The organism is Bradyrhizobium sp. 2TAF36 (assembly GCF_052114925.1).
In the GTDB taxonomy this organism is placed as follows: domain Bacteria; phylum Pseudomonadota; class Alphaproteobacteria; order Rhizobiales; family Xanthobacteraceae; genus Bradyrhizobium; species Bradyrhizobium barranii.
The window spans coordinates 20384-42003 of record NZ_JBFRFR010000067.1; the positions used below are offsets into that span (position 1 = coordinate 20384).

The 21620-nt window shown below is 64.4% G+C and carries 21 protein-coding genes; 6 read left to right on the forward strand and 15 right to left on the reverse strand.

Annotation, left to right across the window (positions count from 1 at the left end; translation table 11 throughout):
- Positions 1 to 21: 21 nt before the first annotated feature.
- Together AB4Z51_RS32290 and AB4Z51_RS32295 are read right to left on the reverse strand one after the other, a co-directional pair.
- On the reverse strand, positions 22 to 1839 hold the full coding sequence (locus AB4Z51_RS32290) for a caspase family protein (RefSeq protein ID WP_441498745.1): 1818 nt from the start codon (positions 1837 to 1839) through the stop codon (positions 22 to 24).
- Between the two features lie 172 nt (positions 1840 to 2011).
- Positions 2012 to 2440, reverse strand: a complete 429-nt coding sequence (locus AB4Z51_RS32295) for a GFA family protein (protein WP_441498746.1) — start codon at positions 2438 to 2440, stop codon at positions 2012 to 2014.
- 94 nt (positions 2441 to 2534) lie between these two features.
- Here AB4Z51_RS32295 and AB4Z51_RS32300 point away from each other — a divergent pair, with 94 nt between their 5' ends.
- From AB4Z51_RS32300 to AB4Z51_RS32310, 3 genes are all read left to right on the forward strand, one after another.
- The gene (locus tag AB4Z51_RS32300; protein WP_007598116.1) at positions 2535 to 2909 is read left to right on the forward strand and encodes a nuclear transport factor 2 family protein; all 375 of its coding nucleotides are present in this window, start codon (positions 2535 to 2537) and stop codon (positions 2907 to 2909) included.
- A 165-nt stretch (positions 2910 to 3074) separates the two neighbouring features.
- Positions 3075 to 3944: a class A beta-lactamase gene (bla, locus tag AB4Z51_RS32305; protein WP_441498762.1), complete on the forward strand. Its 870-nt coding sequence runs from the start codon at positions 3075 to 3077 to the stop codon at positions 3942 to 3944.
- A gap of 46 nt (positions 3945 to 3990) precedes the next feature.
- A complete protein-coding gene (locus tag AB4Z51_RS32310) occupies positions 3991 to 5601 on the forward strand; it encodes a Na+/H+ antiporter (protein ID WP_441498747.1) in 1611 nt (536 codons plus the stop codon).
- Between the two features lie 46 nt (positions 5602 to 5647).
- Here AB4Z51_RS32310 and AB4Z51_RS32315 read toward each other — a convergent pair whose 3' ends face one another.
- The 9 genes from AB4Z51_RS32315 to AB4Z51_RS32355 form a co-directional block, all read right to left on the reverse strand.
- On the reverse strand, positions 5648 to 6463 hold the full coding sequence (locus AB4Z51_RS32315; protein ID WP_441498748.1) for an N-acetylmuramoyl-L-alanine amidase: 816 nt from the start codon (positions 6461 to 6463) through the stop codon (positions 5648 to 5650).
- Positions 6464 to 6466: 3 nt separating this feature from the next.
- Complete coding sequence (locus AB4Z51_RS32320; RefSeq protein WP_441498749.1) at positions 6467 to 6670, reverse strand: hypothetical protein; 204 nt, start codon at positions 6668 to 6670, stop codon at positions 6467 to 6469.
- A gap of 159 nt (positions 6671 to 6829) precedes the next feature.
- Positions 6830 to 7252 (reverse strand): hypothetical protein, encoded by a 423-nt coding sequence (locus AB4Z51_RS32325; protein ID WP_441498750.1) that lies wholly within the window; start codon positions 7250 to 7252, stop codon positions 6830 to 6832.
- A 31-nt stretch (positions 7253 to 7283) separates the two neighbouring features.
- A complete protein-coding gene (locus tag AB4Z51_RS32330; protein WP_441498751.1) occupies positions 7284 to 8540 on the reverse strand; it encodes a formylglycine-generating enzyme family protein in 1257 nt (418 codons plus the stop codon).
- Positions 8497 to 9672, reverse strand: coding sequence for a caspase family protein (locus tag AB4Z51_RS32335; RefSeq protein WP_441498752.1), 1176 nt, complete (start codon positions 9670 to 9672; stop codon positions 8497 to 8499). Before AB4Z51_RS32335 ends, AB4Z51_RS32330 begins: the two co-directional genes overlap by 44 nt.
- 75 nt (positions 9673 to 9747) lie before the next feature.
- Positions 9748 to 10644, reverse strand: a complete 897-nt coding sequence (locus AB4Z51_RS32340) for a TauD/TfdA dioxygenase family protein (RefSeq protein WP_441498753.1) — start codon at positions 10642 to 10644, stop codon at positions 9748 to 9750.
- A gap of 263 nt (positions 10645 to 10907) precedes the next feature.
- Positions 10908 to 12191, reverse strand: coding sequence for a flavodoxin-dependent (E)-4-hydroxy-3-methylbut-2-enyl-diphosphate synthase (ispG, locus tag AB4Z51_RS32345; protein WP_063980029.1), 1284 nt, complete (start codon positions 12189 to 12191; stop codon positions 10908 to 10910).
- A 12-nt stretch (positions 12192 to 12203) separates the two neighbouring features.
- On the reverse strand, positions 12204 to 13157 hold the full coding sequence (locus AB4Z51_RS32350) for a DMT family transporter (protein WP_441498763.1): 954 nt from the start codon (positions 13155 to 13157) through the stop codon (positions 12204 to 12206).
- A gap of 34 nt (positions 13158 to 13191) precedes the next feature.
- Entirely contained in the window at positions 13192 to 13686 is a 495-nt protein-coding gene (locus tag AB4Z51_RS32355; RefSeq protein ID WP_038943833.1) for a Fur family transcriptional regulator, read from the reverse strand.
- A 155-nt stretch (positions 13687 to 13841) separates the two neighbouring features.
- On the opposite strand from AB4Z51_RS32355, the gene AB4Z51_RS32360 reads away from it, so the two are divergent.
- Genes AB4Z51_RS32360 through AB4Z51_RS32370 form a run of 3 tightly spaced genes read left to right on the forward strand, consistent with a single transcriptional unit; the run spans position 13842 to position 17053 of the window.
- On the forward strand, positions 13842 to 14324 hold the full coding sequence (locus tag AB4Z51_RS32360; protein ID WP_014491125.1) for a MarR family winged helix-turn-helix transcriptional regulator: 483 nt from the start codon (positions 13842 to 13844) through the stop codon (positions 14322 to 14324).
- Positions 14317 to 15492 (forward strand): HlyD family secretion protein, encoded by a 1176-nt coding sequence (locus AB4Z51_RS32365; RefSeq protein WP_441498754.1) that lies wholly within the window; start codon positions 14317 to 14319, stop codon positions 15490 to 15492. Before AB4Z51_RS32360 ends, AB4Z51_RS32365 begins: the two co-directional genes overlap by 8 nt.
- A gap of 4 nt (positions 15493 to 15496) precedes the next feature.
- On the forward strand, positions 15497 to 17053 hold the full coding sequence (locus AB4Z51_RS32370; RefSeq protein ID WP_441498755.1) for an MDR family MFS transporter: 1557 nt from the start codon (positions 15497 to 15499) through the stop codon (positions 17051 to 17053).
- A gap of 136 nt (positions 17054 to 17189) precedes the next feature.
- On the opposite strand, the gene AB4Z51_RS32375 is transcribed toward AB4Z51_RS32370, so the two are convergent.
- The 4 genes from AB4Z51_RS32375 to pcaH all read right to left on the reverse strand — a co-directional run bounded on the left by AB4Z51_RS32375 (position 17190) and on the right by pcaH (position 21575).
- Positions 17190 to 18278, reverse strand: coding sequence for a phosphotransferase (locus AB4Z51_RS32375; protein WP_166353551.1), 1089 nt, complete (start codon positions 18276 to 18278; stop codon positions 17190 to 17192).
- A gap of 48 nt (positions 18279 to 18326) precedes the next feature.
- Positions 18327 to 20018 (reverse strand): methyl-accepting chemotaxis protein, encoded by a 1692-nt coding sequence (locus AB4Z51_RS32380; protein WP_441498756.1) that lies wholly within the window; start codon positions 20016 to 20018, stop codon positions 18327 to 18329.
- A 264-nt stretch (positions 20019 to 20282) separates the two neighbouring features.
- The gene (gene pcaG, locus AB4Z51_RS32385) at positions 20283 to 20873 is read right to left on the reverse strand and encodes a protocatechuate 3,4-dioxygenase subunit alpha (RefSeq protein WP_063980035.1); all 591 of its coding nucleotides are present in this window, start codon (positions 20871 to 20873) and stop codon (positions 20283 to 20285) included.
- Positions 20874 to 21575: a protocatechuate 3,4-dioxygenase subunit beta gene (gene pcaH, locus AB4Z51_RS32390; RefSeq protein WP_071909017.1), complete on the reverse strand. Its 702-nt coding sequence runs from the start codon at positions 21573 to 21575 to the stop codon at positions 20874 to 20876.
- Positions 21576 to 21620: the final 45 nt, after the last annotated feature.

Below are 21620 nucleotides of genomic sequence, written 5' to 3' on the forward strand. Positions count from 1 at the left end.
GAAGACGTCTATAGCGCGAGCCTAGTTGCACACCTCGGCATTGGCGTCGTTGCCAGGGCCGCCGCCGCCGCGATATTCGAGATGACAGCCGCGGTTGACCGGGCGGCAGCTGCCGCCATTGCAGAAAATCTGCCCGCCACCCGAGGCGCGGCCGGCGCTCGCGGCAGCCGCAATGCCCGCGGCGGCGCCATAGCCGCCCGCCGCGCCGCCGGCCTGACGGCGCTGCCGTGCGGAACGCTCATCGCCGTCGTCGCGCTTGGCGGTTGTGGGCTTGGCCGTCGCAGGCTTGGCGATGCGCTGCTTCTCGCACTCATTGTCGTCGTTGATCGCATAGCCCTCACGGCAAACGATCTTCGTGCACGTGTCGCCGTCGGCCTTGAAGCCGTGCTCGCAGACCAGCGGGCAGACGCGCGACGGCCTTGACTTGACGGTATCGAGCGCATCGGTGCTCGCCACTTTCACGTCGAGCTTGGTGCCGGCGTAACGGTTGAACTGCGACAGCGAGCGCCGCGAAGTCGTATTCCAGTTGCCATCGGCCTGCCCGGAGAAGCAGCCGACGCGGCCGAGCTCGGTCTGCACCAAGCGGCTGAGGTCGATCGGCGTGGTCGTCGGCGTCAGCGAAGCGACGCTGGCGCCGGCGGGGCTCGCCGTGCTGGCGGGTGCAGCACCTGGCGCCGCGGCGGCGAGGTTGACGCGCTGCTGCTCGGCCGCGGCCGCCTGCTGCTGCACCTGCTCCTTGGCCTTCTGCGCGGCGAGCTGCACCTGCTCGGCGGCTTTCGCATCAGCCGCAGCCTTGGCCTGCGCATCCTTCTGCGCGCCGAGGGCGGCAAGACGATCGCGTTCGGCCTCGGCCTGCTTCGCCTTCTCGGTGGCCGCCGCATGGGCCTGCTCGGCACCGATTTTTTCGACCTGAAGCTTGGCGAGATTCGCATAGAAGCCGTCAGGATGCTGGGCCAGGAATGCCTCCCAGGCCGGCCTGTTGCCAACCTGGAGCGCGAGCTCGTAGTCGCGGCGGATATCGGCCGCCTGCGGGTTCGCCACCGGCGCCACCGGAGCGGCCGCGACCACCTTGACCGGCACCAGCGGCACGTCCTCGCCGCCGAGCGAACCGTACACGAACGGCTCCTGCTTGTTGCCGGTCGATTTGAGCACGTCGTCGCGCACGAAGCCGAAGGCGCGGCGGACGTCGAGGCCCGGCGTCGTCAGATGCTTCGACAGCGCGACCGTAAACGGGCTGTTGGCGCCGTCGCCGTCCTGCGCCGTGAAGCCGGCCTTGGCCGAATACGCGATCAGCGTGTTGGGGCTGTTCGGCTCGACCTGGGCCAGGCCGCGGCCGATGCCGCGCGAGACAACCGTGCGCTTCATGGTCTTGCCGAACGGATTATCGCGGCAGGCGTCGAGGATCACCAGGCGAAGCTGCTTGGCGGGTTCGACCGTGACCAGGACGCGGTCGAGCGACAGCCCCTGGTCGTAGACATCGGTGTCGCGTTCGAGCTTGGCGTCAACGGGGATCAGATAGTTCGAGCCTTCGACCTCGATACCGTGGCCGGCATAGTAGACCACGGCGATGTCGGCATCGCGCGTCGCATCGGCAAAATCGCGCAGCACGCGCCGCGTCTCCAACGCGGACAGATCATGCCGGGACTCCACAATTTCGAAGCCGGCGTCCTTCAGCGTCTTCGCCATCACTGCACCGTCATTGACGGGGTTCGCGAGCGACGGCGCGTACTGATAGGACGAGTTGGCAAGGACCAGCGCCACGCGCTTTCCGGCGAGAGCGGGCGCAGCGCCGAACAAGAGAGCCAGAAAAAGCGGACAAAGTCCGAGCAGGCTACGCATGACAGAACTTCCAGAGATCGGGAGCAATTCGGTCGCCCTTTGGGGATTGCCTTAGCAGAATCCGCCATCGCATTTGTGATGGAGATCACGAAGACGATGCCTGCAAACTGCCAAGGAACTCTTTAGTCTCGCCAGAGCGATAGCGGTTCGCTGGCGCAGGCCAAGTATGCGCTCAGTCACCCCCGATGTGTCCCCGGTATTGCGGCAGCTCGTCCGTGATCTCATGCCAGGGCGCCTTCGAGCCCACGAAAATGTGGGCGCTCGGCCGGATCGAGGGGGCGTCGACCAGGGTTCCCATGGCGACATGGACCCATTTCCCCTCGCGCACCCGGGAATAAAGCAGCGAGCCGCAGCGGGCGCAGTGCGCGTCGTGGGTTGCGTCGTCGCCATGGATGAGGCGCTGGTCCTCGCCACGGACGATGCGGAGCTTGTCCTGCACGATCCCGGCGAACGGCTTGAAGGCGGAGCCGGTGGTGCGGCGGCAATTCGAACAGTGGCAGTTCAGCGCGTAAGAGAACGCGTCCGCGACCTCGTAGCGCACGGCACGGCAATARCATTCGCCGGTGAGGATACGTGCGTTCGAATTTTCTGATCCGGTCATTCCAGCGTCCTCGCCCAATTGGCGCAGACACCCATAGCGCATTTTGATGTGTACGACTAAGTTCGCCCCAAGCCATCATTCAAAGGGATGACCCATGAGCCAGAACCGTTCGAGCGTCGAAGCCGTCGTGCAATCCTATTTCGACGGACTTTACGAGGGCGATGCCGAAAAACTCGGCGCCATCTTCCATCCCTCCGCCGATTTGCGCTGGGTCGAGAAGGGCGAGCTTCAGGTGCTGACCGTGCCCGACTGGCTCGATCGCGTCCGCAAGCGCCCTTCCGGGAAGGCCGAAGGCAAGCCGCGCGAGGATTTCATCGTCACCATCGACCGCTCGGACGACAAGACCGCCTTCATCAAGGTCAGGTGCCAGCTGCCGCCGCGCTTTTTCACGGATTATCTGGTGGCGATGAAGCTCGCCGACGGCTGGCAGATCGTGTCGAAGTCGTACCGGTATGACCTGAGGGAGTGAGCGGGACGACCCTTCCGCTGCCCGAATTCTGACGAACTCGCCTTTGATTTTCCGTCATTGCGAGCGAAGCGAAGCAATCCAGAGTCTTTCCGCGGAGGGATTCTGGATTGCTTCGCTGCGCTCGCAATGACGACGCTCCACCTCTATCTCGTCCGAAAGTCCCCTATGCCGCTCGACCGCCGTACCCTGCTTGCCTCGCTGTGCTGGATGGCCGCCTCCCCCGCGCTCGCCGTAGACGCACCGCCGGAGCTCGAATCCTACGAGCGCGAGAGCGGCGGGCGGATCGGGGTCTATGCCGAGAACCTCGCGACTGGCGCGAAGCTCGCATGGCGCGCCGACGAGCGCTTCGTCATGTGCTCGACGTTCAAGGCTTCGCTCGCGGCCTGCGTGCTGGCGCGGGCCGATCGCGGCGAGGAGCAGCTTGCGGCCATGATCCCCTACGGCAAGGCCGACCTGCTCGACTACGCACCGGTCGCCAAACAAAATCTCGCCGCTGGCACGATGTCGGTCACCGACATGTGCAAGGCCATCGTCGAGCTCAGCGACAACACCTGCGCCAACCTGCTCTTGGCGCGGATCGGCGGCCCCGCCGCGCTCACGGCCTTCTGGCGATCGCTCGGCGACACCACCTCGCGGCTCGACCACAACGAGCCCGAGCTCAACCGCTCACCGCCCGGCGATCCCCGGGACACCACGACGCCGGCGGCGATGGCCGCCAATCTGAAGCGGCTGGTGGTAGGCGAAGCACTGTCGCCGGCCTCGCGGACCCAGCTCACCGAATGGATGGTGGGCTGCAAGACCGGCGCCAACCGGCTGCGCGGCGGCCTGCCGGCAGGCTGGAAGATCGGCGACAAGACCGGCAACAACGGCAAGGATGCGTCGGGCGATATCGCGGTCGTCTGGCCCAAGCTCGACAACAAGGCGGATGTACCAATCCTGATCGCGGCCTATACCCAGGGCGGCAGGCCCAACGCCGCGCAGATCGAGGCCGTGTTCGCGCGCGTCGGACGCATGGTGGCCGACCGGCTGGCGTGAGCCGTGACGCATTGACCTTTTGGCCGCTTCCGGGCCAAGACAGGCCATGATCGCAGCGAAATTTCAGACCTTTCTCATCCTGCTCACGGTGCTGGCCGGCACCGCGCTGGTCGCCCGCCGCTTCAACATCGCGCCCGCCATTCTCCTGATGCTCTCCGGCGTCGGCCTCGCCTTCGTGCCGGGCATGCCGCCGGTGGAACTGCCGCCGGAACTGGTGCTGCTGATGGTGCTGCCGCCGCTGATCTACTCGGCGAGCGTCGCGATGAGCTGGCGCGAGTTCAGGAACAATCTGCGGCCGATCGTGCTGCTCGCGGTCGGCGCGGTGATCTTCACCGCGGCGCTGGTGGCTAGTGCCACGCATTATGTGATCGGCCTGCCCTGGACCATCGGATTCCTGCTGGGCGCCATCGTCGCGCCGCCGGACGTGGTGGCGCCGCTCGCGATCGCGCGCCGCCTGAACATACCGCGCCGGCTCCTGGTCATCCTCGAGGGCGAGGGACTCGCGAACGACGCGACCGCGCTGATCCTCTACCGCTTCGCGCTTGCGGCCATCATGGTCGGCCATTTCTCACTGCCGCTGGCGGCCGGCGAGTTTGTCCTCATCGTCGCCAGCGAGATCGCCTTTGGCATCGGCATCGGCTGGCTCTCCCTTCGCTTCCGCAAATGGTCCAGGGATCCGCAGGTCGAGCTGACGCTGTCGCTGATCACGCCCTACGTGTCCTACTGGCTGCCCGAGCATCTCGGCGGCTCCGGCGTGATCGCGACCGTGGCCTGCGGCCTCTATGTGAGCTGGAACGGCCCGCTGCTGATCTCGGCGTCGACCCGCCTGCAAGGCATCTTCTTCTGGGATCTCATCATCTATCTGATCGAGGGCCTGCTATTCCTGCTCACCGGCTTCCAGATGCGGGCACTCTACGAGAAGTCGAAGGCGTTTCCGCTCGACGATATCATGATCGCGACCGCGGTGGTCCTGGCGGTCATCGTCATCGCACGCTTCGTCTGGCTGTATCCTGCGATCTATCTGCCGCGGATATTGAGCAAGAGCCTGCGCAAGCGCGACCCATCGCCGCCATGGCAATGGCCGTTCGTGCTCGCCTTCACCGGCGTGCGCGGCGCGGTGTCGCTGGCGGCCGCGCTGGCGCTGCCGTTCACGTTGCCGGGCGGCAACGCCTTCCCGTATCGCGACCTGATCCTGTTCGTCGCCTTCGGAGTCATCTTCGTGACGCTGATCGGCGTCGGCCTGACGCTTCCGCCGGTGGTGCGCTGGCTCGGTGTCGCCGAGGCCGGCCGCAACGAGCATGTCGCCGAGCACGAGGCCGAGATCGCGGCACGCCGCCAGGCGCTCGAGGCGGCGCTGAAGTCGCTCGACGCAATGACCGAGGAAAAGGATGTGTCGGACGAGGTGATGCGGCTCCTGCGCGCGCGTCACGAGATTCGTGTCAACCAGCTTCCGGATTCACTCGACCCCAACCATCACGACGTCTCCGCCGCCGGCACCGTCCTGACTCGCGACCTGATCGTCGCCGAGCGAAAGTTCATCCACGACCTCCTGCGCGACGGCCAGATCACCGACGAGACGCGGCGCCGGATCGAGCGCGACCTGGACCTGGAAGAGGCAAGCCTGGCGAACAGGGAGTATCGGGGGGTGCCGTTGTAGCTTTCTAGTCATTGCGAGCGAAGCGAAGCAATGACGGCAGCGCCAACTATCGCCTCTCGCAAAATTCCCCGACCCCCGCCGCGACGGCGCCCGCAATCAACTCCTGCCGCTCCGACGAATTCATCTCCATCTCCTCGTCGCGGTTGATGATCGAGCCGGCTTCGAGCAGCACTGCCGCGCTTCGCGTTCGCGACAGCACGACGAGCCCGTCATAGCGGTAGACGCCGACATCCTTGTCGAGCAGCTGGCGCCGGTAGCGGCCCATCACCGGCAGGGTGTATTGGCTGGCGTAGTGCAGCCCCTGCTCCTTCAACTGTCTGCCGATCATCCGGGCCAGCTTCAGGCTGCTGGTGAAGTGCGGATTGCGCTCGGACACGAACAGCGAGTGACCCGAGAAGCGGTCGCTGAAATAGCTCTTTGCGCCGTCGAATTCCCAGGTCTCGAGCAGCTTATCCGGCACCGAATCGTGATGGATCGACAGCACGAGATCGGCCCGGCCGTCATTCGCGGCACTGACGCGCTTGAACAGGCTCGGCCGCGCCTTGCCGTCCGTGACGAGCAACCGGGTCGCGGTAAAGCCTTCGGATTTGAGTTTTGCCGTGACCAGCCTTGCGAGCCGGAAGTTGAAGCCGAACTCCGGATCATTGCGCGCGCTCAACGCGCCGTAGGAGTCCGGGGTGTGCCCGACGTCGACGACGATCCGGAATTTCGGCATCTCACATTTGGCTGGAGCGGGCGCAGGCTTAAGTCTGGCTTTCGCAACCTTCCGGGCGGGTGCAGCACGGCCCGCGTCGATCGACGGAAGCAGCGGTGCGACCAGCGACACGAGGAGAATTGTGACGATGCCCCGTCCTAACGACAAGTCCTACTCCGCTGCCGCGATCCGCGACCTGCCGACGAAGCCGGCGATATCGCCGAAGCGCTGCACGACGATCTTCTTCGGTTCGCCATCGGGTTCAGGAAGTTCCTTCGACAGGAGCACAGAAATCCAGATGCGGCGCAACAGCTCGCCCATGCCCGTTCCGGGGCCAGACTCGATCAAGAACTTGTTGTCCTCGGCACGGAGCATGGCTGATCCTCCCGATTTGTTTTCGGGAAGATTGACGCGGGCGCGGGAAGACGTCAACGCAAGAACGGCTTCGTGGGGTGGATTGGCGTAGCGTAACAGCCGTCTTTATCGCAGGTCGAAGGGGGCGGATCATAGGGCTCCTATCCGCCCCCGTTGTAATTATCTGACGGTGACAGCGACCGTGTATTCCTTGCCATTGTCCGGATCGGTGGGGTCCGCCGTAACGCGCCGATAAGTAAAGGAGTCTTCGCCAACATACCCCTTCTTGGATTGGTACACCACGCTGGYCAGCCGCACGGTCTTGGCTTCTCCATTTCGCAATTTGCGTTGCCCGGAGCTCGCTCTCGTCGTCACGGCGCCGTTCTTCGGCGGAGTCACGACTTGAACACTAACGGGCCATACCTTGCCGCTGTTGTCGACGCGCCAGTGTCCTCCGCATTTGCAGACTTCCTTTGCCTCGCCGGATTTCACGACGAGCGACATGCTCGCATGGGCACTACACAGGATTCCGAAGAACAGGACGAGCGCCGCAATGACTTTCGCCGAGAAGGTCGTTGGCAGCCGTACGAAGCAGGTTGTCATGTCATAAGTCTCCAATGAAAAAATTGCTGTGCTATTGTATGGGGTTGTTCCGGCTGGCGAGGCCGATGCGTTCGTGCCCAGCTATTTCAACGTCCTCCCGACTCGAAATCCAACGTTGCTGACGCGTCCTTCGGACTGCACGCCATAGCGACTTCCCGCTTCGACTGCATCCGCCTTGGCTGACCCACGAGCCTCCCCTCAGGACACGCTGTTCGCATCTGCCCTTCATCCAGGGGCTACCGTCGGTGGGTGCGCCGTCATAAGTGTCGTTGACGCAATCCTCGACCCACTCCCAAATATTGCCGTGCACCTGGTAGAGGCCCCACGGATTCGGCTGGAAGAAATCGACAGGGACCGTCTTCTGTCCGGAGCCACCTTTTGCATTTTTGTCCTGACCGACCCTGTCGTCGTAGTTGGCCTGCCCGCGAGAAACCGAGGCTCCCCACCAAAACGGCGATGTGGTCCCCGCCCGCGTCACATATTCTCGCTCGGCTTCGCTCAACAGGCGATACGTCTTGCCGGTGCGGGCCGATAGCCAGGCCACGTAACTCTTGGCATCCGACCAGGAAATGTTGATCGCCGGCCGCTTCCCACGACCCCAACCGTTGTCCCAGGGCTTGTATCCGTTGCATCCGCCATCGGCGACGCAGGCGTCCCATTCCTCGAACGTGACAGCGTAACGTCCAACTGCGAATGAACGGGCGAACGTCACCTTGTGGCGGGACGATTCCGTGGCGCGCTTCGATACGCTCTCCGACGCTCCCATCATGAAAGCGCCCGGCGCGACCACGATCATCTCGGGACACTTTTCACATTCCTTGAAGCTGGCTTTCTGCTTCAGGGCAGCCTCTTCCGACGAGGACAACACCTTGATGCCAAGCGCAATCGATCCTTCGCGCTGCGGGGTCACGTCTATGGCCGGGAGCGTCGCATTGGTGGAAGCCAACTGCGTCCCTTGGAGTGCCTTGAGCCGCTCGCGAACCTCTGCCGACCGCGAGCTTTCGGGAAATTTGCTCAGAAATTCTTCGAACATGGCCGGCGACCGGCCGTCCTTTATCGCGTTCCAGACGATCTCATCGGTTGCGAGCGGGGGCGGAGGAGGTGCCGCTGCCGCCGCGCGTTCCTTCTTCAGCTCGTCACGACGCGACAGTGCGGCGGAGACGTGCGAACTGCTGGAATATTTTGCGGAATATTCCTCGAAGATCGCGGGGTCGTGCGACTCCTTGATCGCGTTCCAGACGATCTCATCTGCAGGCGGAGGTGGCGAATATGCGGCGAGCCCGCACATCGCGGCCGCACGACAGCGSGGGCTTGCTGGCGGGAAACTTGCTGAGGAAATCATCGAAGATCGCGGGATAGTTCGAATCCCTGATCGCCGTCCAGACGATTTCGTCGGCGGTCGGCGGCGGGGGTATGCGCGCGGCAGCCGCAGCTTGCGCCTGCTTGAGCTCATCACGCCGTGATTGGGCCGCCTTCAGATGTGGCGTCGTCGGAAACTTCGCGATGAACTCCTCGAACACGGCCGGATAGGTCGAATCCTTCACGGCGTTCCAGACGATGTCATCCGTCGTTGGCGGTGGCGGCAGTTTCGGTGCATCGACGATCGAGATGACAGAGCCGCCCAATGATCCATAGACGAACGGCTCCTGGTGACGATTGGTGACCTTCAGCACTTCGTCGCGAACTCGGCCGAATGCAATCCTCAAGTCCAAGCCGGGAGCGGCGATGTTGTGCAGCAGCGCGGCCGTGAAGGGACTGTTTTTGGCATCGCCGTCCAACGCAACCGATCCGGCCTTGGCCGCGAAGGCAATCAGCGTATCGGATATCGCGGGCTCGACCTTCGCCAACCCGCGACCGATCGATCGGGACGCTATGGTTCGCTTCATGGTCTTCAAGAACGGGTTGTCCCGGCACGCATCCAGGATGACGAGGCGAAGCCGCCTGGTGGGCTCGATCGATTTCAGAATGCGATCGAGGGAAATAGCCTCATCCTCGATGTCGAAATCGCGGGACAACTTCGCGTCGACGGGGATGACGTAGTTTGCACCATCGACCTCGATGCCATGGCCGGCGAAATAGACGACGGCCACGTCGGCATCGCTTGCCATCTCGGCGAAATCGCTGATCGCGCGCCGCATGTCTGAAATACCAAGATCACGGCGAGCATCGACCGCGGAGAATCCTGCAGATCTGAACAGGGAGGCAATCTCGGCGGCGTCATTCCGGGGATTCGGAAGGCTCGGGACATTCCGGTACGACGAATTGCCAATCACCAGAGCGACGCGCTTCTCGGCCAGCGCCTGACCCGCGAACCCGTAAAAAACGAGCGCAAGAATGGTAGCCGCCACCCAGCGCATAATTCCCCCCAAATCGCCCTTTGCGAGTATATCGCTGGTTGTAGCCCCTGCAAGCAGCACCACGAGCCCACATCATTCGACGGGGGCAATACCAAGTCCGTGATTCAGGGTCACTGAGCGATTGGCGACGGTGGCGACTTAAACCGGCCGCTCCCCCTTCACCGTGACCCGCGTCCCTGAGCGCGTGTGCGGCCAGTAGTCCCACATCGCGCGGTGCTGGGTGCAGCGGTTGTCCCAGAAGGCGATGGCGTTCTCGGTCCAGCGGAAGCGGCACTGGAACAGCGGATTCTCGGCGTGCTGGTAGAGATAGGCAAGCATCGCATCGCTCTCGTCGCGCGGGATGCCGTTGATGTGGCGGGTGAAGCCGCGGTTGACGTAGAGCGCCTTCCTGCCGGTGACCGGGTGCGTGCGCACCACCGGATGCTCGGCGCTCGGATAGGACGGACGATCGGCGACGCCGTAATTGGCGTAAAGCCCGCGATAGATCGGCTCGCCGTCATGCAGCGCGGTCAGCCCGTCGAGATACGCCTTCATCCGGTCCGACAGCGCCTCATAGGCGGCGTACATGTTGGCGAACAGCGTGTCGCCGCCGCGCGGCGGGCACTGCTTGATGTAGAGGATCGAGCCCATCGGCGGCTCGAGATCGCAGGACACGTCCGAATGCCAGCCCTCGCCGTTCGCCCGCGGCGAGTTCTTGTCGGCGTAGATCTTCATCAGCGCGGGATCTTCGTCCTCGTGCGGCGCGGCGGGATGGAAATGCAACTCGCCGAACTTGCGGCCGAACGCGAGATGCTGTTTTGGCGTGATGTTTTGATCACGGAAGAAGATGACGAGGTTTTCGGCGAGCGCGCGGTGGATCTCGTCCATCTGCCGGTTGGAGCGGGCATCGCCATCGGCGAGGCTGCCGAGGTCGACGCCGGATATTTCCGCGCCGATGATGGGGGTGAGTTTTTCGACCGCGATGGTCTCGTAAGCCGCGCCGTCTTCGGCCATGTGGCGATAGCGCGGACCCTGCTTGCCGGATAGCGAGCTCATGGGTGTTACTCCCAATCATTGTTGATTGGGGACATCGTACCGCGCGGCGACAGATACGCAATCCGCGCTGCAAACACGGCCGTCGTCCCGGTGCGCGCGTAGCGCGAGCCCGGGACCAACAACCACAGGATTAGGTTTGGCGAAGATTGGTAGCCGCGATCTCGCGCCTAACCACGGCCTGTAGGTATGGGTCCCCGCCCCACGTGCGCAATTGCGCACTAGGCGGGGACGACAGCGGAGTGTTGGGCGCTAGCGGAGTAAAATCACTCCGCCGCGGTCACCGGGACCTTGGCGCCCTGGCCGTAGCGCTGGTCGATGTAGTCGATCACCAGCGCCTTGAAGTCGGCGGAGATGGTGGGGCCGCGCAGCGTGCGGAACTTCTTGCCGTCGACGAAGACGGGCGCGGCCGGCGCTTCGCCGGTGCCGGGCAGCGAGATGCCGATATTGGCGTGCTTGGATTCGCCGGGGCCGTTGACGATGCAGCCCATCACCGCGACGTTGAGCTCTTCGACGCCCGGATATTTCGTCTTCCAGCCCGGCATCTCGTCGCGGATGAACGCCTGGATCGAGCTCGCCAGCTCCTGGAACGTGGTCGATGTGGTGCGGCCGCAGCCGGGGCACGCCGCAACCAGCGGCACGAAGGTGCGGAAGCCCATGGTCTGCAGCAATTCCTGGCCGACCTGCACTTCGCGGGTGCGGTCGCCGCCGGGCTCCGGCGTCAGCGAGATGCGGATGGTGTCGCCGATGCCCTGCTGAAGCAGGATGCCGAGCGCGGCCGACGAGGCCACGATGCCCTTGGTGCCCATGCCGGCCTCGGTGAGACCGAGATGGATGGCGTAATCGGAACGCGCCGCGAGATCCTGATAGACCGCGATCAGATCCTGCACCGCCGACACCTTTGCGGACAGGATGATGCGATCCTTGGGCATGCCGAGCTCTTCGGCGCGCGCGGCCGAGAGCAGCGCCGACTGCACCATGGCCTCACGCGTCACCGCGCGCACGTCGCGCGGATTGGCGGACGCGGCGTTCTCGTCCATCAGCTTGGTCAGCAGCTCTTGGTCGAGCGAACCCCAATTGGCGCCGATGCGGACCGGCTTGCCGTTCTTGTTCGCGATCTCGATGATGTCGGCGAACTGGGTGTCGCGCTTGTCCTTGAAGCCGACATTGCCGGGGTTGATGCGATATTTCGCGAGCGCCTCGGCGCAGGCCGGATAGGCCGCGAGCAGCTTGTGGCCGATATAGTGGAAGTCGCCGATCAGCGGCGTGGTGATGCCACGCTTGGCGAGGCCATCGCGGATGTGCGGAACGGCGGCAGCGGCCTCCTCACGGTCCACGGTGATGCGGACCATTTCGGAGCCGGCGCGCGCGAGCGCTGCGACCTGGGCGATGGTGCCGTCGATATCGGCGGTGTCGGTGTTGGTCATCGACTGCACGACAATCGGCGCACCGCCGCCAACGGCGACGTCGCCGACCTTGACCTGGGTGGTCCGGTGCCGGGGCGCCGGGCCCGCGATGTCGGAATCGATGGGGTTTTCGAGCTTGTTCATGGGGTCCAAATATCAGGTTTTGGTGACGTTGAGCAATGCATCGCGCGGCGCCGCAGCCGTTGAGCTGGGACGGTTAACCAGAAAAAGCCCAGCAATTACAAGGATCGCAGCGGCCCCGAATGTCAGGCTCAAGGTGTCGTGCATGATGAAATAGCTACCCACCACGCCAAACAAAGGGGTGATGAAGGTAAAAGCCGACAATTTGCTGGCCGAATAGGACTTCACCAGCGCGAACCAAAGCGTGAACGTGGTTCCGACCACCCAGATCGCCTGGAAGGCCATCAGGCCGAGCGACAGCGGCGACGGGGTCTGGGTGATGGTCTCCCCAAACAGCCAGGCGGCGGTGCCCAGGATCGGGATCGAGGTCGCGACCTGATAGCCGAGCGCCTTTTCCGGCGCCGCGAAGCGCAGCCGGGTGCCCTTGGCGACCAGTGTGGTCGCCGCCCAAAGTCCTGCGCCGGCCACGATCAGGAGATCGCCGAGCAGGATGTGCGAATCCACATTGGGCTGCGGCACGCCGATCGCGAGCGCAACTCCGGCAAAGCTCACAGCCAGCCCCAGCCATTGGATGCCGCCGAGCCGCTCGCCGAGCACCTGGTAGGACCCGAGCGCGACGAAGAACGGCGCCGTGTAGAGGAACACCACCGCGCGCGAGGCCGAGGTCAGGCGCAGGCCCTGGAAGATCAACACGAACTCGACGCCGAACATCAGCCCGGCGACCAGGCCGGCCTTCCACGTGCCGTCGCGCTCGAAGAATTTGACGCCGCGCAAGCTGCCGACGATGAACAGCACGGGCAACGCACCCATCGAGCGGATCATCGCCTGGAGCATCGGCGGCACCTCCGGCAGCACCAGCTTCACCGCTATCTGATTGAAGCCCCAGGTCAGGCACAGCATGAGCATCAGGGCGATGGCGCCGGCACTGAGGGGGCGACCAGCGGACGGTATGGCTTGTGGTGCGGACATTTCTTCCCGAATACCGGCTTGCGCCGTTGTTGCTTTATGCAGCTTTCTGACAATGGGCGCAGACGCCCGTAATCTCCACCACGGACAGTTTTGGTGCGAAGCCTGAGCTGCGCGCGGCGGCATTGAGGTCCTTGGCGAAGGATGCCGACGGGATCTCGCCGACCAGGCCGCAGCGCTCGCAGATCAGGAACGCCACCGCCGAGGTCGCGTCGTGGTCGTGGGCGGCGCAGGCGAGATAGGCGTTGCGGCTTTCGATGCGGTGCACGAGGCCGTTGGCCATCAGGAAATCGAGCGCCCGGTAGACCGTGATCGGCGCCGGCCGCGGCATCGACTTTGCCAATTCGTCGATGATCTCATAGGCGCCGAGCGGCCGGTGGCTGGACAGCAGCGCCCCCAGCACCTGGCGGCGGATCGGCGTGAATTTCTGCGCGCGAGCCTCGCAAACCGTCTCAGCGTGCGCCAGCGCGTCCGCGGTGCAGCGGCCGTGATCGTGGTCAGGCGTCGGAAATGCCGGCTTTGCGAGGGTCATGTGGCCTGCCTTCTAGCATTTCGGCCGTGGAACCCAAAGCGCGACCGGGAATGCGCCTGTCAGCCATGCTCTTGCTGCGGGACAGCGTCCCGCTAATCCGCCACGAAATAATCATAAGCTTGCTTATTATAGTCAAGCTCATTGGAGATAACGTTATGACCCGCGGGTCCGTCGACCAGAACTTCCTGTTTACGCTCGGTGAACTCTACCGCCTCTTGCGGGTCTATGCCGACAAGGAGGCATCGCGCTTCGGCATCACCCGCGCGCAATGGGCGGTCCTTGCCAAGGTCGAGCGCAGCGAGGGCATGAAGCAGTCGGAACTCGCCGAGTTGCTGGAGATGCAGCCGATCACGCTGACGCGCCTGATCGACAAGCTCTGCGACAGCGACTGGATCGAGCGCCGCAGCGACGCCTCGGACCGCCGCGTCAAGCGCCTCTATCTCAAGAAGGCCGGCCGTGCGCTGCTCGGCAAGATGAGCGGCCTGAAATCGGAACTCACCGCGAACGCACTCGACGGCATCAGCCCGGCGGACGCCCACCGTCTCCTCACCCAACTCGAATCCATCAAGGAAAACGTGCGTAACGCGATCCAGACATCCGGCGCGGAACAAGCGCGTAAGGAGCAGCGCTATGGCTGATCAGGTCCTCAAGTTCCAGCCCGAGCAGAAGAGCGACAGCGGCAAGCCCACCAAGAAAGCCGGCACCGATCCGCGCCGCCGCCTGGTGGCGGGCCTGCGCCGCTATCGCCGCTTCCTGCTCCTGGTCGTGCTGCCGCTCGTCGTCGCCGTCGGCGGCCTCACCTTCTATCTGAACGGCGGCCGCTATGTCGGCACTGACGATGCCTATGTCGGCGCGCAGAAGGTCCTGGTGACGCCCGACATCTCCGGCAAGATCGAGAAGGTCGTCGTGAGGGAAGGCCAGATCGTCAAGCAAGGCGACGAGCTGTTCGAGATCGATCCCGTGCCGTTCCGCCTCGCGGTGGACGAGGCGAGGGCGCAGCTGATGCAGGCGCAGTCGACCTATGACAACCTCCGCGCCAACATCAAGATCTACGGCGACATGCTCAACCTTGCGCAACAGGGCGTCGACCTGAAGCAGCGCGACGTCGAGCGCAAACAGGCGCTGGTGAAGAACAGCTACGGCTCGCAGCTCGACCTCGACAACTCCGCGAACGCGCTGGTCACGTCAGGTTCGATCGCGCAATACGTCAAGCAGCAGATCTCGACGGCCAAGACGCAGCTGCTCGGCGACACCGACCTGCCGCTGGAGAAATTCCCGCCTTACGCGCAGGCCAAGTCCAAGCTCGACAATGCCGAGCGCAATCTCGACCACGCCGTGGTGCGCGCATCGATGGGCGGCGTTGCGACGCAGGTCGAGCAGATTCAGCTCGGCCGCTACGTCACCGCCGGCACGCCAGTGTTCTCCATCATCGACGTCGCTCACCCCTGGGTCGACGCCAATCCGAAGGAGAGCGACCTCACCCACGTCACCGAGGGACAGCCTGTTACCCTCGAGGTCGACGCGTTTCCGAACCACGTCTTCAAGGGCAAGATCGGTTCGCTCTCGCCCGGCACCGGCGCGCAATTCGCGATCCTGCCGCCGCAGAACGCCACCGGCAATTTCGTCAAGGTGGTGCAGCGCGTGCCTGTCAGGATCTATTTCGACGAGACCGACAAATACGTGCGGAAGCTGAAGGCCGGCATGAGCGTCTACGCCACCATCGACACTGGCCACAAGCGCTCGCTCGCCGGCCTGTTCGGATTGTCGGCGACGGCGAACCAGGACAAAGACCAGGACAAGGACTGATCCGATGTCCGGCCCCAATGCCAGCCTGATGGTCCCCGGCCTGCGCAGGAACATGGTGACGATCTGCGCCATGACCGCGACCATCATGCAGGCGCTGGACACCACCATCGCCAACGTCGCCTTGCCCTACATGCAGGGCTCACTGTCGGCCTCGCAGGACCAGATCAACTGGGTCTTGACCTCCTACATCGTCGCCGCCGCGATCATGACGGCGCCGGTCGGCTGGATCGCCAACCGCTTCGGCCGCAAGCGCATCTTCATCATCTGCGCCGCCGGCTTCACCTTCGCATCCGTGCTGTGCGGCTTGGCGCAGGACATCAACCAGATGGTGCTGTTCCGTCTGCTGCAAGGCGTGTTCGGCGCGGCCCTGGTGCCGCTGTCGCAATCGGTCATGCTCGATTATTACACGCTCCAGGAACGCGCCAAGGCGATGTCGATCTGGGGCATGGGCGTGATGATGGGCCCGATCATGGGCCCCTCGCTCGGCGCCTGGCTGACCGAGACCTATTCCTGGCACTGGGTGTTCTTCGTCAATTTGCCGTTCGGCGCCATCACCGTGCTCGGCCTGATCGTCTTCATGGACGAGACCCGGAAGGATATCAGCCTCAAATTCGACTGGTTCGGCTTTGCCGCGCTGGCGGTCGCGATCGGCTCGCTCCAACTCGCGCTGGACAGGGGCGAGCAATTGGGCTGGCTCGAATCCAATGAGATCATCGCAGAGTTCATCGTCTCGGCCGTCGCCTTCTACTTCTTCCTCGCGCACTCCTTCACGACGTCGACGCCGTTCATCCGCTTCGCGCTGTTCAAGGATCGCAACTTCGTCACCGGCTGCATGTTCATGGTCGTGATGGGGCTCGTGCTGTTCTCGACCATGGCGCTGGCCTCGCCCTACATGCAGAACGTGATCGGCTATCCCATCATCACCGCCGGCCTGCTGCTGGCGAGCCGCGGCTTCGGCACCTTCTTCGCCATGATGCTGGTCGGCCGCATGATGCGTTATTTCGAGGCACGCACGCTGATCATCACCGGCCTGACGCTGACCGCGGGCTCGCTGTTCCAGATGACCGGGTGGACCGACCTGACCCAGGTGCCGGAGATCGTCACCGTCAGCGTCATCCAGGGCTTTGGCTTTGGCCTCGTCTTCGTGCCGCTCTCGACGGTGGCATTCCTGACCCTGTCGAACGAGCTGCGTACTGACGGCACCGCGATGCTGACCCTGATGCGCAACGTCGCGAGCTCGGTCGGCATCTCCGTCGTCATCGCCGAGCTGACGCAGGGAACGCGGCGGACCTACGCGATCCTGTCCGAGTACATCAACCCGTTCAACCACGCGCTCCAGATGCCCAGCGTCAGCGGCATGATCAATCTCTCCACCGACGCCGGCCGCGCCATGGCCGACAGGATGGTCAGCGTGCAGGCCCAGATCATCGCGTTTGCGCACGACTATATGCTGGTGATGATCTTCATCCTCTGCACCATCCCGCTCGCCTTGCTGATCGGCTCGACCAAGGCCACGCTGCGCAAGCAGGCGGCCGGGCCGGAACATGCGGTGATGGAGTAGCGGCGGTCTCGTGCCCCGGACGCAGCGCAGCGCGTAGCGTTGCGCTGCTGAGCCGGGGCCCACCTCCCGCGGCACACTGGGTCCCGGTTCTGTGGCGCACCGCTACGCGCTGCACCGCGCCCGGGACACACGCGCGCTACAACAACTCCTCGCAGCCCAAATCGTCCACCGCCATCATCACCCGCTCCAGATTATTCCACCAGATCAACGGCGGGATGTTGATGCTCCACTGCCAGACCGGCTTGGTGATGTGCCAGAGCACGGACCAACGGTAGTCGCGATCGAGCGCACCTCGCGTGTAGCCCGTGATGCCGCTTTTAATCAGCGCATCATGGTAGAGATTGAGCAGCGAGCGTTCGAGCCCTTGGCGTCGCTCCGGGTACCATTGCATCGCCATCATGTAGGCGAGATCGTTGGTCGGGACGTCGATGCCCCACAGGTCGAAGTCGAAGATGCGCGCGGTATCGGCGACACCGGTGCGGGGCAGCAGAAAATTCCAGCTATGGGCATCACCATGGGTGATGCTGAGATGACGGCGCGAATGATAGCGCTCGGATAGCCGGGCCGACTGATCGATGAGGCGACGGTAGATGAGGCGTCGCTCCTCGCTGAGACGGTCACCGAGCAAATCGGCAAAGCGGTCGTAATGACCCGCGAACGCCTCCATGTGCTGCGCGCTGTCTGCGGTGCTCGCCCAATTGCCGACGGTCTCGCCGAGATCGGGATGGTCCCACCAGGCCGCATGCCAGCGCGCCAGCGTCGTGACGATCGCGATCGCCTGCTCGCGTGACGGCGGCAGCGGCCATTGCGTTGCGACCTCGTGGCTGTCGGTGAGATCCTCGAGCAGCAGGTGCCAGGCGAGGCTTTCTTCGTCGAAATGCGCGTCGAAGCAGCGCGGCACCAATCCCAGCGGCATCTTCGGCGCAGGCTGCGTGTAGTACGCCACCTCGTGCCGGCCGGCATTGGCGAGCGTCTGCGCAAACGCGGAATTGGCGGTCTTCAGGATCAGCGATTGCGGCGCACCGGCGGATTCCCCGACATAGCGCAGGCCGAGGCGGACGATGTGTGACACGACGGTGTCACGCTGATGCAGCACCTTCACCTCGCGCACGGCGCCAGCGTCCAGCACGCCACCCCTGCGCAGCGCAGCCGTCAGTTGGGCGGGCTCAACGACCGCCGGCAGTTGTGGAGGTGTCATGACCACGATGCCCCTGTCCCGCGCAATACTGCACGATCACGACCCCACGCACCAGCCGCAGACCCGGCACCCGGCTCAAGCCGCTGCGGTCGAGTCGCGCACGGTCCGGACGACGACCGACCGCAGCGATTCCAGGTTGGCCGCCATGCCCGCGATCGCCTGCCTCACCTCCGTGGCGCGCTCGTCCACCGAGGCGGCGTCGCGGCTGACATTGGCGATCTTGGCCGAGACCTCCTTCGCAGCGGATGCCGATTCGGAAATCGACCGCGCGATCTCCCGCGTTGCGGAGTCCTGCTCTTCCATCGCCGCCGCGACCGACGTCGCCACGCCGTCGATCTCGACGATGTGGCCTCCCATCGTCTCGACGGCATCGACTGCAGCCTGGGTCGAGGCCTGAACCTCGGCGATCAGGCGCCCGATCTCTTCGGTGGATTTGGCGGTCTGGTCGGACAGGGATTTCACTTCGGCCGCAACCACCGCAAAGCCGCGGCCGGCCTCGCCGGCCCGCGCGGCCTCGATCGTGGCATTGAGCGCCAGGAGGTTGGTCTGGCCGGCGATGCCGCCAATAAGGTCAGAGACCTCCGCAATCTTCTTCACCGCGCCCGCCAGCGCCTGGATGGTCGAACGCGCCTGCTCGCGGCCGGCGACCGCCGATTTCGTGACTGTGCTGGTCCGCGCCACCTGCGTTGCGATGTCCCGGATCGAGGCACTCAGTTGTTCGGCCGCGGCCGAGACGGTCTGCGAGCTGCCCAGCGCCTGGGTGGACGCCGAGGCCACCGCCTGCGACTCCGCGGACAGCGACCGGGCGATCTCGGACAGGCTGGAGGCGGCCCGTTCGACGCCCTGGCTTGCCACGCTCGCGGAATCGACCGAGCGGCCGGTCTCGCGCTCGACGGTCTCGGCCATCTGGTGCAGGGCGCCACGCTTGGCCGTCGCGGCCTCCTGCTCCTTCCGCAACTGCTCCTCGCGCAGCCGCGAATTCTCGATCGCCCCCAGCTTGAACACCTGGAGCGCCCCCGCCATCGAGCCGACCTCGTCCTGGCGGTGCGCGAAGGGGATGTCGACAGCGAGATCGCCGGTCGCGAGCTTCTGCATCGTGTCCGTCATGCGCACGATCGGGCGCACCACGCCAAGCGCGACGCCGAGCAGGCCTGCGGCAATGAGGGCCAGGACGGCTGCGGAGACGCCGAGGAGAATGTAGAGGATCGAGCTGTCGCGTTCGGCGGCCAGCTTCTCCATGTCCGCATTCTGCTTGTTGGCGCTCTCGACGATGCTGTCGATGACGGCGCGGTGCGCGGTGTAGGCGTCCTTGAGCTGCGCATAGGCGCGTTCGGCGCCGGCCACGTCCTTGGCTTTGAGGGCCGGCAGGAGCTGGTCGGACAAGAGCTTCCAGAACTTCTGCACCTCGGCGTCGGATTTCGACACCAGCGCCGTCTTCAGATCGGTGGAGAGGCTGGAGGTGGTCCAGAATGCCTTGCGCTCGTCGTAATCCTTGCGGAGCTGGGCCAGGCGTTCGCCATGGGCCGACAGCTGGTCCGGCTCGCGCATGGCGAGCGTGGCCTCGAGATAGGCTTCGATCACGTATTCGGGTGGCGGCAGGATGTCCGCGATGAGGTCGTTGCCGAGCTTGATGTCGGAATAAAGCGGACCGCCGACCTTGAGCTCGCGCAGGGCGTAAAGGCTGGTCGAGACGACGGCAGTAAAGCCGATGGCGAGCACGATCCCGAATGCAATGACTGCAGAAGAAAGCGAGAGACGAATTTTCATGAAACAATCCAATGGCGCAGGTCGAAATCCGAACGGACCCTAAACAACTGCGGTAAACACGGGATTGCTTCGCGCGGAAATTGTATCCCGCGAGCACCGGAAAATTACGAAAAGAGGATGTCAGTCGGTCGTTTTTGAGTCAGCGAGACCGACTCGGGGCACGAACAGAAACGTCTCAGGCCCGATGAAACGCAGCAACCAGCTCAGTTGCGCTGGATGAGAAACGCGTGGCGGCTGTCGATATCGCCGCCACGCGTTGCTGCCTCACATGTCGAAGAAGACCGTCTCGTCGTCGCCCTGAAGCCGCAGGTCGAGCCGATAGACCGCCTTCCCCGCCTCGCGCGTCGCGATCAGCGTCGCGCGGCGATCGGCCGGCACCAGTCCCAGCACGGGATCGGTGGCATTGCCGGCCTCGTCGCTGAAATAGATGCGGGTGTAGAGATGCCGCAGCATGCCGCGACCGAACACCGCAAGCACGATGTGCGGCGCCTGCGGCTTGCCGTCGGGATCGGGCACCGCGCCCGGCTTGACGGTGTCGAAGGAATAATTGCCGTCCTTGTCGGTGCCGCAGCGGGCAAAGCCGCGGAAGCTGGCATTGGGCAGCGCGCGCTTGTCCTGGGGGTCGGCAAAGCGGCCCTGCGCATCCGCCTGCCAGATCTCCAGCATGACGTCGGGCACAACGACGCCGTCGCCGTCGAACACGCGGCCTTCGATGCGGACGCGATCCCCGGTGACGTCGGGCGTCAGCGTCGAGTTGGTGAACGCGTCGTTCCAGGCGTATTCGCCGGTCGGCGTCAGGCCGTATTTGAAGAACGGACCGACGGTCTGCGATGGGGTAATACCGTTGTCCTGCACTTAAGTGTTCTCCATTGGCGTGGCGTTCTTGCCGCGCAGCACGATGTCAAAGCGGTAGCACAGCGCCCATTCGGGCTGCGTGTTCTCGAGGTCGAAAGACGACACCATCCGCGCCCGCGCCTTCTCGTCCGGCACCGAGTTGAAGATCGGGTCGAACGGGAACAGCGGGTCAGCAGGGAAATACATCTGCGTCACGAGGCGCGTGACGAAGGAATGGCCGAACACCGACAGATGGATATGCGCGGGACGCCAGGCGTTGTGGTGATTGCCCCAGGGATAGGCGCCAGGCTTGATGGTGACGAAACGGTAGTAGCCGGCGGCATCGCTCACGGTGCGGCCCGCGCCGGTGAAGTTCGGATCGAGCGGCGCCGGATGCTGGTCGCGGACATGGACGTAGCGGCCGCAGGAATTGGCCTGCCATATCTCGACCAGCGAGTTCGGCACGCCGCGGCCGTCCTCGTCGCGGACATGGCCGTGCACGATGATGCGCTCGCCGATCGGCTCGCCGGTATGCTGGGTGGTGAGATCGGCATCGCCCTCGCGCACGGTCTCGTGGCCGTAGACCGGGCCGGTCAATTCCGACAGCGTGTGGCGCATCGGGATCAAGGGCTTGTTCGGCGCGCGCTTGATCGAGCTCTTGTATTCGGGCGACAGCGGCAGGGGATGCGCCTTGTTGCTGTCGACRGGATAGATGAATGTCATTGGCGAACTCCTCCCCGGCCATTTTGCTCCGGCCGGTCAACGCTT